This is a genomic window from Haloactinospora alba (assembly GCF_006717075.1).
Taxonomy (GTDB): domain Bacteria; phylum Actinomycetota; class Actinomycetes; order Streptosporangiales; family Streptosporangiaceae; genus Haloactinospora; species Haloactinospora alba.
Window position 1 is genome coordinate 1772297 of the sequence record NZ_VFQC01000001.1, and the last position, 17335, is coordinate 1789631.

The window sequence follows — 17335 nt, forward strand, 5'->3', positions numbered from 1 at the left end:
GGATCCGCTCAGGTGTTCAGTCGTGTCGCCATTGTCAACCGTGGTGAGGCCGCCACACGGCTCATCCATGCCGTCCGCGACCTGTCCGCCGAGACCGGGACCCGCATCGAGACCGTGGCCCTACACACCGACGTCGACCGCACGGCCACCTTCGTGCGTGAAGCCGACATCTCCCACGAACTCGGCCCCGCCTCCACACGCCCCTACCTCGACCTGACGGCGCTGGAACACGCCCTGGCGGAGACCGGCGCCGACGCCGCGTGGGTGGGCTGGGGCTTCGTCGCCGAGGACCCGGCGTTCGCGGAACTGTGCGAGAAGACCGGCGTCACCTTCATCGGGCCCAGCGCCCAGGCCATGCGCACCCTCGGCGACAAGATCGACGCGAAACTGATCGCCGAGGACGTCGGCGTGCCGGTCGCACCGTGGAGCCGCGGCCCCGTCAGGACCCGTACGGGCGCCCACGAGGCCGCCGCCGGTATCGGATACCCCCTCATGCTGAAGGCCGCCGCCGGCGGCGGCGGCCGCGGCATCCGCGTGGTCACCAGCGAGGACGAACTCACCGACGCCTACGAACGCACCAGCCAGGAAGCCGAACGGGCCTTCGGCAGCGGCGTGGTGTTCCTGGAACGCCTGGTCACCGGCGCCCGCCACGTCGAGGTTCAGGTGATCGCCGACAGCCACGGCACGGCCTGGGCACTGGGCGTACGCGACTGCTCGGTGCAACGACGCAACCAGAAGGTCATCGAGGAATCGGCCTCACCGGTCCTCACCTCCGACCAGGTAGCCACACTCAAGGCCTCGGCCGAACGCCTGGCCGTCGCGGTCGGCTACTGCGGCGCGGCCACCGTCGAGTTCCTCTACCACCCCGGCGACGACCTGTTCGCGTTCCTGGAGGTCAACACCCGCCTACAGGTCGAACACCCGATCACCGAGTCCACCACCGCCTTCGACCTGGTCAAGGCGCAACTACACGTGGCATCCGGAGGAAGCCTCGACGGCCAGCCGCCGGTGGAGCGCGGACACGCCATCGAGGCCAGACTCAACGCCGAAGACCCCGACCGCGACTTCGCCCCCTCACCGGGACGCATCACCCGGCTGGACCTCCCCGCCGGACCCGGCATCCGCGTGGACACCGGCGTCAGCGAGGGCGACACCATCCCCACCGACTTCGACTCGATGATCGCCAAGATCATCGCCCACGGCCGCAACCGCGACGAGGCCCTGGGCCGGCTGCGCCGGGCGGTGTCCCAGACCACCGTGGCAATCGAGGGCGGGGCCACCAACAAGAGCTTCGTGCTCGACCTGCTCGACCGGACCGAGGTGATCGACGCCACCGCCGACACCGGCTGGATCGACCGCGTCCGCGGCCAGGGCGGGCTCGTCTCACAGCGCCACTCCACCGTCGCCCTGGCGGCCGCCGCCGTCGAGGCCCACGAGGAGGAGGAACACGTCGAACGACAGCGGCTGCTGTCCACAGCCTCCGGCGGACGCCCCCAGGTACGCCACGAGAGCGGCCACCCCCTGGACCTCAGACTGCGCGGCGTGGGATACCGCCTGCGCGTGGCCCGAGTGGGCCCCTACCGGTTCCGCGTCGGCATCGAGACCGGAACCGAGACGCGCACCGCCGACGTCGAACTCGACCGCTTCGACCGCCACACCGGACACATCATCGTCAACGGCACCCGCCACCACCTGCTCACCGACACCCACGGCCCCACCCACCTGGTCGAGGTCGACGGTGTGACCCACCGGGTCAGCCGCGACGAGGGCGGCGTCCTCCGCTCACCCGCACCCGCCCTGGTGGTGGCCACACCGCTGCAGGCCGGCGCCGAGGTGGAACCGGACGCGCCGGTACTGGTGCTGGAGAGCATGAAGATGGAAACCGTGCTTCGGGCACCGTTCCGAGCACGGCTGAAGGAGTGCCTCGTCTCCGTGGGAAGCCAGGTGGAAACCGGCGCGGCACTGCTGCGGCTGGAACCGGTGGCTGACACCGACGGGGACACCCCGGCCGCCGCCTCGGCCGAACTGGACCTACCCGCCCCCCACGAGGCACCGACACCAGACGAACGACTCGCGCACCACCGGCAGGAACTACGCAGCCTACTCCTGGGCTTCGACGTCGACCCCTACGACGAACACCGGGTGCGGAGGGACTACCTCACCGCACGCGGGGAAACCACCAACACCCACCAGACCCTGGCCGAGGAGATCGAACTCCTCGACGTGTTCACCGACCTCGCCGAACTGAGCCACAACCGGCCAGCCCACGAGTACGGGGGAGACGACACCCAGGTGCACAACCCCCGCGAACACTTCCACACCTACCTACAGAGCCTCGACGCCGAACGGGCCGGACTCCCCGAGGCGTTCCAGACCAAGCTCACCACGGCACTGGGGCACTACGGTGTCACCGAACTGGAGCGCACCCCGCAACTCGAGGCCGCGGTGTTCCGGATATTCCTCGCCCAACAACGCGCCTCCACCGACGCCTCCACCATCGCGGAACTGCTACGCGCCTGGCTCCAGGACCCTCCTCCCGACGAGACACTGCGCGAACCCGCCGGACGCGCACTGGAACGGCTGGTGTCCGCCACCCAGCTCCGCTTCCCCGCCGTCGCCGACCTTGCACGGGGAGTGGTGTTCGCCTGGTTCGGCCAACCACTACTGCGCCGCAACCGCGCCCGCGTCTACGCCGGCGTCCGCAAACACCTACGCCACCTGGACGCCCACCCCGACGCACCCGACCGCGCCGAACGCATCGCCGAGATGGTCCGCAGCACCGAACCGCTGGTACGGCTGCTCGGACAGCGGCTACTACGCGATGACCGGGACAACACCGCCATGCTGGAGGTGCTGACCCGACGCTACTACGGCAACAAGAGACTGGCCGACGTGCGCACCAGCAACGCCGCCGGCCACACGTTCGTACTCGCCCGACACACCGACTCCCACGTGCTCTCCACCGCAGTGGGCTTCGAGAACCTCGACAGCGCCCTGCGAGGGCTCACCGACCTGGCCGCCGGACAGGACACCGCCACCGACGCCGACATCTACCTCGCCTGGCCGAACCAGCCCGAGGACTCCGAGACCATGGCCGAGGCGTTGAGCACCGCCCTCACCACCGCCCACCCCCTTCCCGACGGGCTCCGCAGACTCACCGCCACCGTGGCGGGCCCCAGCGGAGCGGTGATGCACCACCACTTCACCTTCCGCCCCTCAGCCACCGGCATGCACGAGGACCGACTCATCCGGGGTCTGCACCCCCACATCGCCCAACGGATGCAGATGGAACGGCTGAGCAAGTTCGACCTCACCCGGCTTCCGTCCTCGGACGAGGAAGTGTTCCTGTTCCAGTGCGCGGCCCACGAGAACCCCTCCGACGAGCGCCTGGTCGCGTTCACCCAGGTGCGTGACCTGACCGAACTACGCGAACACGACGGCAGGCTCGTCGCACTACCCACAGCCGAGAACGCCCTGACCGCCTGCCTCGACTCGATCCGCCGCGTCCAGGCGCGCAGACCCACGAAGAAACGTTTCAGCACCAACCGGATCGTGGTCTACGTCTGGCCACCCAGCGAGATCACCCGCGCCGAACTGGACACGATCGCCAACCGCGTACTGCCCACAACCGCCGGCGCCGGGTTGGAGGAGATCCTCGTCCTCGCCCGCCAGCGCGACCGCGCCACGGGCGAACTGACCAAAACCAGCGTACGCGTCACCTTCGACGCCACCGGCGGAACCGAACTGACCGTGGGCGAACCCCCCACCGAACCGGTCGAACCGCTCGACGACTACCGCCAGAAGGTACTGCGCGCCAGCAGCCGCAACACCGTCTACCCCTACGAGCTGACCAACCTCCTCGGCGACTTCCTCGAGTACGACCTCGACACCGACCACACCCTGGTACCGGTCGACAGGCCCAAGGGCCGCAACACAGCCGCCATCGTCGCGGGCGTCGTCACCACACCGACCCAACGACACCCCCAGGGTGTATCCCGGGTCGTACTGCTCGGAGACCCGACCAAGTCACTCGGAGCGCTCTCCGAGGCGGAGTGCCGCCGCGTGATCGCCGCACTGGACCTGGCCGAACGAAAAGGAGTGCCACTGGAGTGGTACGCGCTCTCGGCCGGCGCCCGCATCTCCATGGAATCGGGCACCGAGAACATGGACTGGGTAGCCGCGGCACTCAAACGCATCGTCGAGTTCACCCAGGACGGCGGCGAGATCAACATCGTGATCGCCGGCATCAACGTGGGCGCGCAACCGTACTGGAACGCCGAGGCGACGATGCTCATGCACACCAAGGGCATCCTCGTGATGACGCCGGACTCGGCGATGGTACTCACCGGTAAACAGTCACTGGACTTCTCCGGGGGCGTCTCCGCCGAGGACAACTTCGGCATCGGCGGCTACGACCGGGTGATGGGACCCAACGGCCAGGCCCAGTACTGGGCACCCAACCTCACCGCCGCACGCGACGTCCTGATGAGCCACTACGACCACACCTACGTGGCCCCCGGAGAGAAAACCCCGCGACAAGCGGCCACCACCGACCCCACCAACCGCGACATCCGCGACTTCCCCCACGCCGTGGAGGGCAGCGACTTCACCACTGTCGGCGAGATCTTCTCCACCGAGGCCAACGCGGAACGCAAGAAACCCTTCGACATCCGCACCGTGATACGCGCGCTCTCCGACCAGGACCAACCGGTACTGGAACGCTGGGCCGACATGACCGACGCCGACACCACCGTGGTACAGGACGCGCACCTGGGCGGAACACCAGTGTGCCTGCTCGGCATCGAGTCACAACCGGTACCACGGCGCGGCTTCCCACCCACCGACGGCCCCGACACCTACACCGCCGGCACACTGTTCCCGCAGTCCTCCAAGAAAGCCGCCCGGGCCATCAACGCGGCCAGCGGCAACCGACCGCTGGTGGTACTGGCCAACCTGTCGGGCTTCGACGGGTCACCGGAGTCGATGCGCAAACTACAACTGGAGTACGGCGCCGAGATCGGCCGCGCGATCGTGAACTTCGACGGCCCCATCGTGTTCTGCGTGGTCTCGCGCTACCACGGCGGAGCGTTCGTGGTGTTCTCCAAAGCACTGAACCCGAACATGACCGTGCTCGCGGTGGAAGGATCCTTCGCCTCGGTCCTCGGCGGCGCACCGGCCGCCGCGGTGGTCTTCTCCGGCGAGGTCAACGCCCGCACCGCCGCCGACGAACGCGTACGCGAACACGAGACACGCGCCGCCGAAGCCTCCGGAACCGACCGGGCCGCACTGACCGCCGAACTCGAAGAGCTCCGCGGCTCGGTACGCACGGAGAAACTCGGCGAGGTCGCCGCGGAGTTCGACCGGGTGCACGACATCCGGCGCGCGGTCGAGGTCGGATCCGTCGACGCCGTTATCAGCGCCGCGGAACTACGCCCGCGCGTCATCGAGGCCATCGAGGCCCACCGCGGCTGACCCCGCACCGAGGAACCCACCGGACCGCCGGCACCCGTGCCGGCGGTCCGGCCCCGACGGCCGCAGCACCACCCCTACATCAGACTGAGCTGCGTGGAACGCGGCCCCCGCCGCCGCGGAGCCTCCTCACGGGCGACGACACCGGGATCCACATCCGACAGGAAACGCGAGGCCTTCCTGTCCCGCTGGTTCCGCCGCCTCGCCCACGTGAGGTAAAGACGCTCCTGCGCACGCGTCATTCCCACGAAGAACAGCCGGCGCTCCTCCGCCAACTCCGCCGGGTCAACCTCGCTTCCCGGCCACCACAACGGAAGCACACCGTCCTCACACCCCACGATGAAAACCACCGGAAACTCGAGGCCCTTGGCCGCGTGCAACGTCAGAACAGAGATCGCATCCGCACGCGGATCGAGCGTGTCCACCTCGGCACCCAGCGCCACCTCACGACAGAACCCCTGCACGTCCGTACCGAAACGACGCGCCAACGGCGAAACAACCTCCACCGCCCGGTAGATCTCAGCGCTGCGCTGCTCGTAGCCTCCCGAACCGGACCTCTCCACGATCGCCTCGGCAGCCGTATGCACCCGGTCGATCACCGCGGCGGAACCCGCCGAGGACGCATAGGTCAGCTCCTGCACCAGCTCCTGCACCCCCGCGCGCGCGACCAGCGGGTCATGCGAGCGCTTCTGCACCGGTAACCCGCAACGCGACAACTCGTTGACCACAGCCCGCGACTGCGCGTCCGTGCGGTACAGCACCGCGATGTCGGAAAACCCGATCCCGCCGTGCCCGTCACCGTCCACCCGGCCGCTGTCCATCGCGTGGAACGACGCACCGCCCAACAGCTGCTCCGCCGTACGCGCCACGTAGGCCGCCTCGGCGCGCTCGTCCGCAGCCTCGTGCATCCCGACACGATGGGCGCTGTCGGACCGCTCCGGCACCAACACCCGGTCCGTCACCAGCGTCTCCGGGGCGATCGCCGACAGCGCACCCGCCACGATGTTGCGACCACTGCGGTAGTTCCGCCCCAGGTGAACCACCGGCGCCGTCGGATAGTCCCGCTCGAACCGCAGGAAGAACCCGACATCAGCCCCCCGGAAGCCATAGATCGCCTGGTCCGGGTCCCCGATCACCGTCACGTTGGCGTCCGCCGGCGCCAACACCCACAGCAACCGGTACTGCAGCTCGTCCACATCCTGGTACTCGTCGACGGTGATCCACCGGAACCGTCTCCGGCACTCCGCCGCCACCTCCGGATCGTTCTCCAACAACCACACCGAGAGAACGATCAGGTCGTCGTAGTCCACCAGACCGCGGGACCGCAACGCCGTAACGTAGCCCTGGGCCACCTCAGCGACCTCGGCGTCGTCCCCAGCCAACCCACCGCGCCGAAACCGCGACAGCTCGGCCTGCCACCGCCTCGCCGACCGCTGGTCTCCCAGCACCTCGGTCAGCACCGACTCCTGCCGGGCGGCATCAGCAACCTCGAACTCCCCGGGCAACCCCAACCGGGACCGGTAGGACCGCAACAACCACATCCCCCACGAGTGGAACGTGGCAACCGTGACATCGTCCGCCTCGGCACCGACCAACCCCCGCAGCCGCTCCGCCATCTCGTCCGCGGCCCGGCGGGTGAAGGTGATCGCCAGGCACTCCCCAGCAGGAACCCCGCGTTCCAGGACAGCGTGCGCGATACGGTAGGTCACTGTTCGCGTCTTTCCGGTCCCCGGACCCGCGACGATCAGCAACGGCCCCTCAGCGACCCCGGCCGCGGCACGCTGGTCAGGGTCCAGTCCCTCCAGCACACCGCCGCCACCGTCACCCCCGGCATCCGCGGAGGGATCCGCGGTGTCGACCGCCACCTCCGCGGGATACCCCTCCGCTGCCGACGCGGCAGCCGGGGGAGCGGAGGGGGGAGATCCCTCCTCGCGCGGGCCGCCAGCGGGCAACGCCTCCTCGCCGAATAACGCGGGAACGTCCCACGACCGCAACCGCTGCAACTCACCGGGCTCGAACAACCGGATCGTTCCGTACTCCCCGTCGTAACCCGCCTGCCGGATCACCTCACCCGACCGCAGCCGCCGGATCGCCTCGGCCAACGGTTCCGAACGCCGCCGCACGTCATCGACAGGGACATCGTCCAGGATCGCCAGCTCCGGCCCGTGTTCCGCGGTCAACACGTCGATCTCACCACGGACCTTCTTGCTCTTCGGGCCGACCCCGAGAACCTCACCCACGATCTCCGGAAGCGGAATCAGGTTGCTGTACCCCGCAGCTCCCTCAGGGGCAACCCCCGCGGCACGGTCGGCGAGCGCGTCCACCCGGTTCAGCACCCCCACCGTCACCGGCTTCCCACACGTCGGACACCGCCCGCCGTGCGCACGGGTCTCGGCAGGATCCAGACGCGTCCCGCACTTGCGGTGACCGTCCAAGTGGTACTTCCCCTCCTCCGGAAAGAACTCCACGGACCCCGCGTACCCCCGCCCGGTCTCCAAGGCCCGACGGATGGCGAAGTAATCCACGTCGGTGTCGAACACGCTCGCTTCCCGACCCAGCATCGGCGGGGAGTGCGCGTCGGAATGACTCACCAGCGTGTACCCGTCCAACCCGGAGATACGCCAGTTCATCTCCGGATCGCTCGACAGCCCCGTCTCCAGGGCGAATATGTGCCCGGAGAGGTCGCGGTAACACTCCTCGATCGTGTTGAACCCGGCCTTGGACCCCAGGACAGCGAACCACGGCGTCCATATGTGAGCGGGAACCAGATACGCCCCGTCCCCACTCTCCAGAACGATCTCCAGCAGATCCCGGGAATCGAGACCAAGAATCGGACGCCCGTCCGACCCCAGGTTCCCGATCGCCCCCAGCCGACGGTTGAACTCCTCGGCAGCAGCGAAATCCGGCATGTAACAGAGATGGTGCACCTTACGCGTGTAGTCGCCGTACTTGTAGATCGTCGATATCTCAACCGACAACATGAAACGCACAGCGCCCGAACACGCAGGGGGCAAACTACGGTCGAGCGAACGCTCGATATCCGGCCGCAGCCGGAACAACCCCGGCTCCGCCGGCCCCAACACCTCTTTCAAATGGGCGAACCACGCCGGATGGGTGAAATCACCCGTCCCCACAACCGTGATCCCCTTACGCCGGGCCCACCACGTCAGATGCTCAATGTCGCAATCCTTACTGCAGGCCCGTGAATACTTCGAATGAATATGCAAATCAGCGTAGTAGCGCACCCGAACAACCCTGTCAGCAGATCACCATGCTCCACAGCACCCCAGGACACACCACAACAGCCGGTCACGCCCCCTCGTCACCCTCTGAGAGGCGCCGCAGCACCCCGTAGGTGCGGTTGGAACGCGCCGCTTCCCGTTGCGCCGACGCCGTCACGTCAATGTAGGACTGCGACGACGCGACCGACGTATGACCCAGCAACCGCATGATCTCGGTGACCGAGGCCCCGTCCTCCGCCAACCGTGTGGCGAACGTGTGCCGGAGCGCGTGCACCAGTGTCCCGCGCGCCACCCGATCATGCACCCCAGCGTGCTTGTAGCACTGGCGGACCAGGTACTGCAGCCCACCTCGGCGCAAGCCCTCCCCGCGGTTGTCCACCAACAACGGGTCCGTTCCCCGCACCTGCACACCGAACCGCGTCTCCCGGCTACGCAGGTACGTCTCGATCAGCTCCTCGAGGGGAGGTTCGATCGGCAACGAACGTACCCGCCCCCCTTTTCCCAACGCCCGGACACGGCGCTCCCCGGGACGACCCCCCAACGAGTCCACCCGCAGCGCCAGCATCTCCGCGGAGCGCAACCCGGTCAGCAGCGCCAGCGCCAGCACCGCGATGTCGCGTTCCGGCCATGGGTCCCGAGCCTTCCGACATCCCGCGGCGAGCGCCTCCAGTAGCTGCTCCGGCGTGTCCTCACCCAGCAACGGCTTGGGCTCCGCCGGTTGCAACCGAGGACGGCGCACCGCCGACATCGGGTTTCCCCCCACGATCCCCTCGGCCACCAGGAACCCGAAGAACCCGTTCCACGTCGACCACGCGCGCACCACACTCGACGCCGCCCGCTCCGAGGCGAAATCCGCGAACGCCTGACGCAGCACCCCACCCGTCAGGTCCTCCAGCCACAGCTCGGCGCGTTCACAGCCGCGCCCCTGGGCCACACATCCCAACACCCCGGTCAGATCACGGCGGTAGGCGGCAAGGGTATGGGAGGAGGGTTTCTCCGCGCTCCGCACCACCAGGTACCTCTCGATGGCATCGACCGCCCGCATCGGTGACGCCTCAGCCTCCACAGCACTCATGTCTCCCAGCATCCCCGGTTCCGGCGGACGCGATCACCAACCAGCCCGCCGTTGTCCGGAAACCACATCCATCCACGCAGAGAGTAGGGGAGTAGGCGACGGCGTCACCCACCCTCAGCCGCACAACCCACGCGCGAGGCGCCGTAACGCTGCGGTCCCGGTCAGGGGATGCGCCGCGCGACCACGGTCGACACCGTGTGTAGCGTCCACTCCAGCGGTCCGTGGCGAAGGAGCATCCGCCAGAGAGCGGTACCGGCGAGGGACCCCAGCAGTACGCTCCATGCCAGGTTGTCCGTCAGCCAGGCCAGGGGAGTGCCGGACAGCAGTGCGTGGTCGGCAACCCAGATCGCCAGGATGTGCCCGGCGTAGGTCGTCAGAGCCAGCGCGCCCAGGGCCGCCAACGGGAACAGGAGCCAGGAGAGGTAGCGGGCGGCCAGCAGACATGTTCCCAGGACGGCTATGGCGACCCCACCGGCCCCGTACACCTCGAACGGGGTTCCGCTGTGCGGAGCGGCGGCCAGCAGCCACGTCCAGTCGCCGGTGGGGACGGTTCCCCCCAGCTCGGTACGCAGGGTGTCGGCGAGGGACTGTTCGCTCCCGTAGCCCTGCGCCTGCTGGGAGCGGAACGCCGCATCGAGGCGTTCACTCCCCCCAACGGCCATCGCGAGCCACGACCCGCCGTAGGCCAGGACGGCTGTTCCCGTCCCAACCGCGGTCAGGACCCACTGCACCCGTGCTGTTCCCAAGCGCAACCGTCCGATGGCCAGTCCCGCCAGCACGAACGGCATCCAGGTGACGGCAGGGTAGGAGCCGGTCAGCAGGAAGGCGACGATCCCTTCCCCGGACAGCGCCACCAGGGGGTCGTGGGTGTTGATCCAGGCAACGGAAACCGCCAACGGCCCGCTTTCCAACATCCCGCGCAGCACGAACGAGGAAACCGGCCCCACAACGGCCAGTACGGCCGCCGTTCCGGCCACGACCTTCCACCGTTCCCGCATGAACGGAACCGCCAGGACGAAGAACACGGCGTAATAGGACAGGATGATCGCCGGACCGGTCTCCAGCATGGTCAGCAGTGTCCCCACCGGCAGCATGCACAGGGCCCGGATCACGACTCGCCACAGCGCGACTCCCATCTCCCCACCGGACTTCGGCGTGGCACCCCCCGAGAGCAGCGCGACCGACACGCCGGCCAGTACCGCGAACAGGGCTGCTGCGCGTCCCGACACCACCGGGATCAACGGGTTGTCGGAACCGCCGCCCAGGGAGGTCCCCAGGCCGAGGTGCACCACGAACATCCCCACGATGGCCAGGCCGCGCGCCACGTCGATCCCGAGCAACCGCCCGGGGCCGTAACCGGGGAAAAGACGCGGGAACGCGAAGCGTCGGGAAGTGGAAGCAGGGGAGGGGGGAGGCGTGTGTGCCACTGGTCGCACACGTTCCGCCTCCGCGATCGGAGAGTTGGCGTCGCCCATGTGGATCGGGGAGAGGTCGTCGCGGTCCGTCACCGTTCGATGCTCCCGCGAAACATAGCAAAAAGCACCCGTATCCCACGGCTTTTCGTCAATGGACGTGACAACTGGCCGGAGGTGCGCCCCTCCCACACCATCACGGACGAGAAACCCCACAAAAGGTCATCAATGCTCCAAAATCATGTATAACGCAATTTATGCATGAAAAGTACGATCGACCATAAAGCGGTAGAGGGGGGATGAAAGGGGCAGAACAAGCCAACAACAGGACCGGCAGGCGAACCGGTGCGTACCAGTTCGCAACCGTGCCGAACCGACCCTTGGCTGTCTTGCTGTCCTTTCGCCGAACAGGGCGCGGCACGGGCTGCACCCACGGGACACGGACAGGTGCGACGACGCGTACGACAAATCGGCGATGCCGAGGAACCGGCAGAATCCAGCACGGCATCGGCGGCGCCGCGGAACACGTCGGAGGCGCCCGCGCCGTTCACCGCACCCGACACACCGCGACACGACGAGCCGCCGAAGCGGCCCGGGCGCCGGTCGCATGCCGCTGTGCCAGCGGAACGCACCGCCGACAGAACGGCCCTCAACCCCTCTCGCTCCCACCTCCCAAACACGCCGATAAGAAACATTATGTAAAGTAATACGGGTGCGGCACTTCCCCGGCGGGCGCCGTAGGGCAGTTATCCTGCAAGGATGGACCTTACGATCGTGTGCCAGGGGTGCCAAGGAAGTGGCCTACGCGTGAACGTCGTCGGTTACACCGGTAGCGACCTCTACGGCGAGATGGTGGTGCCGCGGCCCTGCGGTGACTGCCACGGCTCCGGACGGATCCTGACCACGGGATGGTCGGCTGTTCCCGACCCCGGTGACACCGCGTGAGCGTTCCCCGCACCGAATCACCCGAGTCGTAACCAGCCGGTACGTACGTGCCACTGCCCGCCGTTGCGGAGATGTTCCACAACCGCGCGTTCCAACCGGGTCCGTTGCGGGGCCTCGTCCGGTCTGACCTCGGGCATGCCGAACACGAACCGGAAGACGTCGGTGTTCCCGGGGTTCTGGCGTTCCACCAGCGTGAACCGCCGCTGGAACGCCATGATGTTGCTCGCGGGATCCAGGTACTCGGCGAGCTGCGGGTCCAGCAACCATGACGTGCACGTCGCCACCGGATAGTCCGTGCCGAGACACGAGCGGAAGAACGGGCGGGCGCGCGTCAGCGACTCCTCCACTCCCCGAGCGTCCAATGGCCCTTCCGCCGGGATATGGACGCGGAGCGCTGGTTGGCCGGGGTGCAGTTCCGCGGGCAGGGAGGCCGCTTCCGAGGCGGGGTACCATGTCACGGCCGCCTGCTCGGCCAGAACGTTGGGTTCGAACTGCAGGCGCCCCAAGGCGTACAGGCCGGCCCGGAAGTGCAGCGCTATCCAGGACGCGGTCTCCAGCCCCACACGGCCGAACATCCTGCGTGTCTGGGCGACGTGGCGCCCAACGTCCCCCAGGGTCGCTGCCGTGGCCTCCCATGGAACACCGAGCCGACGGTGAACCTCCGCCAGGTGGGGCACGGCGGCCGCGAAAGCGAACACGGAAGCGCACCGTAGCCGCGGATCGTCGGCCTCCACCAGGGCGGGCCAGTGACGCCACTCCGGCGTTCGGGTGTACAGGTCGGCGACCACCTGGGCGTACATGCGCTCCAGCAGCCACCACAGTTCCGGCGGCCACGAGTCATCGGGCCACCAGTGCACGAGTTCGGTGGCGTCCTCGTCGGCCAGTCCGAAGACGGAAAGCGCACCGCTTGCCTCCCAACGGGGCGGAAGCGGCACTCCTCCGGACGGTCGCGGCAACTGTGCGGCCTGGTACAGCCACGCCTCCGTCGTCTCCGAGAGACCGAAGCGTTCGACGACAGTATCGGTGTCCATTCCCCCATCGTCGCTGACGGCGACCGGTGTCGCCCAGAAATGAGGGCACCGTCACACACGGGAAATACTCTGGTGTTGGACCGTGCTGATCATGATGTTCCATCGAAAAGAGGACAAGCACCGATGCCTGCTCCGGCGCAGCAAATCCATGACTGGCTAGCCACATACGACACCCCGGACACCTGTGTGGCCCACCTGCTGTGCGACCGCCATCCCGCCGACACCGTCGCCATCACCGAGATCGGTCCCGACCTGGGTTCTCGGGACCTCACCTACGGTGAACTCGCTCGGCGCTCCACCGAGCTCGCGGACGGCATGGCCCGACTGGGTGTCACGCGCGGCGACCATGTCGCCACGCTCATGGGCCGCGGTGCTGACCTGGCCGTTACGGCCCTGGCGCTGTGGCGTCTCGGAGCCGTGCACGTTCCTCTTTTCACCGCTCTCGCGCCTTCCGCCGTGGCCCTGCGCCTCACCGACCCCACCGTGGCTGTCGTCGTCTGTGACGACGACCAGCGGTTCAAACTGGACCCCGGCCCGGACATGCCCGCTGAGGCGCCATGGCACGTCGTGACCACCACAACGGCACCGTTGCGGGACGGGGACCACACACTCACCGGCCTCGCCGACCCCTCCGCTCCCCCGGTGCCGCCTGCGGCGGTCGGCGGGGCAGCACCCTTCATCCTGCTGTACACCTCGGGCACGGGTGGTTCCCCCCGCGGTGTCGAGGTGCCGGTACGGGCGCTGGCAGCGTTCCACGCCTACCACCATTACGGTCTCGACGTCACCGACGACGACGTGTACTGGAACACTGCCGACCCCGGCTGGGCCTACGGGCTGTACTACGGCCTGGTCGCTCCCCTTCTCGCCGGTCACCGCACGCTGCAGCTCCGCGCTGGCTTCGACCCCGAACTGACCCTGGACGTACTCGCGACCTTCGGGGTGACCAACATGGCTGCGGCTCCCACCGTCTACCGGACCCTGCGAGCCACGGTGAAGACCCTTCCGCCCGAGATCGCGCTCCGCTGCCTCTCCAGCGCCGGGGAACCGCTGACTCCCGACGTGGTGGACTGGGCCTTCGACACGTTCGGGGTGGCGCTACGCGAACACTACGGACAGAGCGAACTCGGCATGTGCGCCGGACAGCACCACCATCCCGACGTCGCGACCGACCTTCGGGCGGCCTCGATAGGGCGTTCACTGCCCGGCTGGGACATGACCGTCCTGGATCCGGTTACCGACGAGGAAGCCCCCACCGGCAGCTTCGGGCGTGTCGCGGTGGACGTGGCGAACAGCCCCGCGATGTGGTTCACGGGATACCACGCCATGACCACGGAGGCGACGGCGCCCTTCACCCCGGACGGCCGCTGGTACCTGACAGGAGACACCGGTAGCCAGGACGAGGACGGGTACCTGTTCTTCTCCGCCCGCGACAACGACGTCATCCTCATGTCGGGATACCGCATCGGTCCCGCCGACGTGGAGTCAGCCCTGTTGCAGCACCCCGCCGTCGAGGAGACCGTGGTGTACGGGGTCCCCGACGAGCTACGCGGGCAGACCGTGGCCGCCAGCGTCGTGCTGGGGGCCGACGCGCACCCCACCGACGAGCTCGCCGAGGAACTCAAGGAACTGGTGCGCAACCGTTTCGCCGCACACGCCTATCCCCGCTACGTCACCTTCGTCACCGAGCTGCCACGCACCCCGTCCGGAAAGATCCGGCGTTCCCGGCTGCACTTTCCCGTCCGATGACCCCGCCCCTAACGGGTCGGGGCGGCATCGGAGACGAGCTCATCGATCCGGGAAGCCATATCCAGATCCTGCTGGGTAACCCCACCAGCGGCGTGCGTGGTCTGGTGGAAGGTGATCCGGTTGAACCGGATGTCCATGTCCGGATGGTGGTCGGCCTGTTCCGCGACATGCGCGACCGAGGTGACAAGGTTGATGCCGCTCATGAAACTCGGCATCGCCACGGTTCGGCGAATCTCGTTGGACTCGGGATCCCACTCCCAGCCCTCCAACCGGGCCAGACCGTCCTGGATCTGCTGCTGCTCCAACAGGGCCATGTTGCCTCCTTCGCACACACGGGCAGGCAGGCGCACTCGTTGCGACCTGCCGTTGCAGCGGCAGGGTAACCCCTCCTCCCCCGTCTTCGTGGGAAGAAGCACCCCCGAGGGGACACATCAGGCCAACCCCTCAGGGTCCCGGGGGCTTCCGGGCGGGGAACCCTCCGAGGGAGCCGTCGGCGGCTCGCTGCTGGGCGACGGCTCCCGGGGAGATCCCGGCGACACCTGCGGATCGGCGTCCTCCTCCGGTTTCGGAGCCTCCACAGGGGACGGCGGGGGCGAGGAGGGCTGCTGCCACGAGTTCACATCCGCCTGCTGCGACAACGACGACAGCAGGAAGTACAGCAGTACCAACAACACCGCGACCACCAGCAGCAGCGCCAGCACTCCCCACACCACCGACCGGGACGGCTGTGCGGCGACCGCTCCACCCGCCCCTTGCCCGCCACCCAGCCACGACCAACGTACGGCCGCGGGCGGGTGCTGGCTGCTGGCCCAGTGGGGAAGATACGACGGCGCTCCCCGCGGTGTCCCCCCGTCCGGAACGGTAACGGCCCTCAGGAACACCTCGGCACCCGGTTGTCCCGACCGGCGGCGGGCCGCCACCCACGGGGCGCTCGACCCGCCCGTGTTGCATGCCAGAACCTCCGGACGGTACCCGTGTTCGTCTCCGCCGTGCACGGCGGAGACGAACCGTTCCCACGCAGCCGCGTCACCCGCCGCCCCAGGGTGGAGCACCGCGACGCTCACCGACCGGCCCGCAGCGTCGCTGCCCGCGTACACCGTGCCGGCCGGTTCCACCCGGTCACGTCCCACCAGCCGAAAGGCCCCGACCTGACGTGGATCAGTATCATTCAGCGGCATCGACACGCCTGGCTACCGCCCTCCCGGCGCACACACCCGGCCGTGAAACCGCGCCACCCCCACGCCTTCACCCCTCACAACGGAACAGCCAGGTAACATCACCGACACGCGTTCATAAACGTACCCGGCACCAGCGGAGCTAAGACAGCCGCCAGCGGTTGAAAGGCAGAAACACATGCCGGAAGAGCCCCTCCCCCTGCACGACACGGAAACCGCGACAGACAACAGCGACAGACAGGGTGACTCCACCCGGCTGCTTCGTGCCGCGCTACACGAGGTTTCCACCGTTATCGTCGGCCAGAACCAGATGGTGGAACGCTGCCTGATAACACTCATAGCCAACGGGCACTGCCTCCTCGAAGGGGTGCCCGGAATAGCCAAGACCCTGGCGGTCTCCACCCTGGCCAAAGTAACCGGTGGCTCCTTCACCCGCCTGCAGTTCACTCCCGACCTGGTTCCCTCCGACATTGTCGGGACCCGCGTCTACCACCCCTCAACCGAACAGTTCAACGTCGAACTCGGCCCCGTGTTCGTCAACTTCGTCCTCGCCGACGAGATCAACCGCGCCCCGGCCAAAGTCCAGTCATCCCTGCTCGAGGTCATGGCGGAAAAGCAGGTCTCGCTGGGAGGAAACACGTACCAGCTCCCCCACCCCTTCGTCGTCATCGCCGCCCAGAACCCCGTCGAGTCGGAAGGTGTCTACCCACTGCCCGAAGCGCAGCGTGACCGTTTCCTCATGAAGATCACCGTCCCCCACCCCCAAGCACACGAGGAAATGGAAATCCTGCGCCGGATGAGTGCCGACCCCCCGACGGCACACCGGATACTCGACCCGGTGACCCTGCGGGAGCTCCAACAGGACGCGCAGAAAGTACACGTGCACCAGCTCATCGCCGACTACATCGTGCGCCTCGTCATGGCAACCCGCGAGCCGGGGAACTACGGCGTCCCCGACCTCACACACGTCGTGGAGATCGGCGCCAGCCCACGCGCCACCCTGGGGCTCGTCGCGGCCGCACGCGCGCTGGCCCTCATCCGCGGGCGCGACTACGTACTACCCGACGACGTGCACCAGCTCGCCCACGACATCATGGGACACCGGCTCATCCTCACATTCGACGCCCTCGCCGACGGCATAACCCCTCACCACGTCATCGACCAGATCCTGGCCACCGTTCCCCCACCACGCGTCATCTGGGACACCCCCGCAACCGCGACGACCGTCAACTAGACAGCA

10 protein-coding genes are annotated in these 17335 nt (G+C 68.0%); 4 read left to right on the forward strand and 6 right to left on the reverse strand.

What is annotated here, in order from left to right; genetic code table 11:
* The first annotated feature begins 12 nt into the window (after window positions 1–12).
* The gene (locus FHX37_RS08020; RefSeq protein ID WP_141923252.1) at window positions 13–5472 is read left to right on the forward strand and encodes an ATP-binding protein; all 5460 of its coding nucleotides are present in this window, start codon (window positions 13–15) and stop codon (window positions 5470–5472) included.
* A gap of 74 nt (window positions 5473–5546) precedes the next feature.
* Here FHX37_RS08020 and FHX37_RS08025 read toward each other — a convergent pair whose 3' ends face one another.
* From FHX37_RS08025 to FHX37_RS08035, 3 genes are all read right to left on the reverse strand, one after another.
* Window positions 5547–8450, reverse strand: a complete 2904-nt coding sequence (locus tag FHX37_RS08025) for a UvrD-helicase domain-containing protein (protein ID WP_342777600.1) — start codon at window positions 8448–8450, stop codon at window positions 5547–5549.
* A gap of 328 nt (window positions 8451–8778) precedes the next feature.
* Window positions 8779–9786 (reverse strand): tyrosine-type recombinase/integrase, encoded by a 1008-nt coding sequence (locus tag FHX37_RS08030; RefSeq protein WP_246062188.1) that lies wholly within the window; start codon window positions 9784–9786, stop codon window positions 8779–8781.
* A gap of 161 nt (window positions 9787–9947) precedes the next feature.
* A complete protein-coding gene (locus FHX37_RS08035) occupies window positions 9948–11294 on the reverse strand; it encodes a heparan-alpha-glucosaminide N-acetyltransferase domain-containing protein (protein WP_246062189.1) in 1347 nt (448 codons plus the stop codon).
* Between the two features lie 663 nt (window positions 11295–11957).
* Between FHX37_RS08035 and FHX37_RS08040 the strand changes: the two genes are divergently transcribed.
* A complete protein-coding gene (locus FHX37_RS08040) occupies window positions 11958–12143 on the forward strand; it encodes a hypothetical protein (RefSeq protein ID WP_141923256.1) in 186 nt (61 codons plus the stop codon).
* Window positions 12144–12160: 17 nt separating this feature from the next.
* On the opposite strand, the gene FHX37_RS08045 is transcribed toward FHX37_RS08040, so the two are convergent.
* Entirely contained in the window at window positions 12161–13174 is a 1014-nt protein-coding gene (locus tag FHX37_RS08045) for an acyltransferase domain-containing protein (protein ID WP_141923258.1), read from the reverse strand.
* 123 nt (window positions 13175–13297) lie between these two features.
* Here FHX37_RS08045 and FHX37_RS08050 point away from each other — a divergent pair, with 123 nt between their 5' ends.
* On the forward strand, window positions 13298–14920 hold the full coding sequence (locus FHX37_RS08050; RefSeq protein ID WP_141923260.1) for an AMP-binding protein: 1623 nt from the start codon (window positions 13298–13300) through the stop codon (window positions 14918–14920).
* A gap of 8 nt (window positions 14921–14928) precedes the next feature.
* Here FHX37_RS08050 and FHX37_RS08055 read toward each other — a convergent pair whose 3' ends face one another.
* The gene (locus tag FHX37_RS08055) at window positions 14929–15234 is read right to left on the reverse strand and encodes a 4a-hydroxytetrahydrobiopterin dehydratase (RefSeq protein ID WP_141923263.1); all 306 of its coding nucleotides are present in this window, start codon (window positions 15232–15234) and stop codon (window positions 14929–14931) included.
* 117 nt (window positions 15235–15351) lie between these two features.
* Window positions 15352–16098 carry a hypothetical protein gene (locus FHX37_RS08060; protein WP_141923265.1) on the reverse strand — a complete coding sequence of 249 codons (747 nt, stop codon included), beginning with the start codon at window positions 16096–16098 and terminating at the stop codon, window positions 15352–15354.
* Between the two features lie 175 nt (window positions 16099–16273).
* On the opposite strand from FHX37_RS08060, the gene FHX37_RS08065 reads away from it, so the two are divergent.
* Window positions 16274–17329: an AAA family ATPase gene (locus FHX37_RS08065; RefSeq protein WP_141923267.1), complete on the forward strand. Its 1056-nt coding sequence runs from the start codon at window positions 16274–16276 to the stop codon at window positions 17327–17329.
* The last annotated feature ends 6 nt before the right edge of the window (window positions 17330–17335 follow it).

What these genes read in the sequence shown, in the direction of transcription:
- FHX37_RS08030 (WP_246062188.1), bottom strand. Translation starts at nt 9,786, where the DNA reads ATGAGTGCTGTGGAGGCTGAGGCGTCACCGATGCGGGCGGTCGATGCC.
- FHX37_RS08065 (WP_141923267.1), top strand. Translation starts at nt 16,274, where the DNA reads ATGCCGGAAGAGCCCCTCCCCCTGCACGACACGGAAACCGCGACAGAC.
- FHX37_RS08045 (WP_141923258.1), bottom strand. Translation starts at nt 13,174, where the DNA reads ATGGACACCGATACTGTCGTCGAACGCTTCGGTCTCTCGGAGACGACG.
- FHX37_RS08025 (WP_342777600.1), bottom strand. Translation starts at nt 8,450, where the DNA reads ATGTTGTCGGTTGAGATATCGACGATCTACAAGTACGGCGACTACACG.
- FHX37_RS08060 (WP_141923265.1), bottom strand. Translation starts at nt 16,098, where the DNA reads ATGCCGCTGAATGATACTGATCCACGTCAGGTCGGGGCCTTTCGGCTG.
- FHX37_RS08055 (WP_141923263.1), bottom strand. Translation starts at nt 15,234, where the DNA reads ATGGCCCTGTTGGAGCAGCAGCAGATCCAGGACGGTCTGGCCCGGTTG.
- FHX37_RS08040 (WP_141923256.1), top strand. Translation starts at nt 11,958, where the DNA reads ATGGACCTTACGATCGTGTGCCAGGGGTGCCAAGGAAGTGGCCTACGC.
- FHX37_RS08050 (WP_141923260.1), top strand. Translation starts at nt 13,298, where the DNA reads ATGCCTGCTCCGGCGCAGCAAATCCATGACTGGCTAGCCACATACGAC.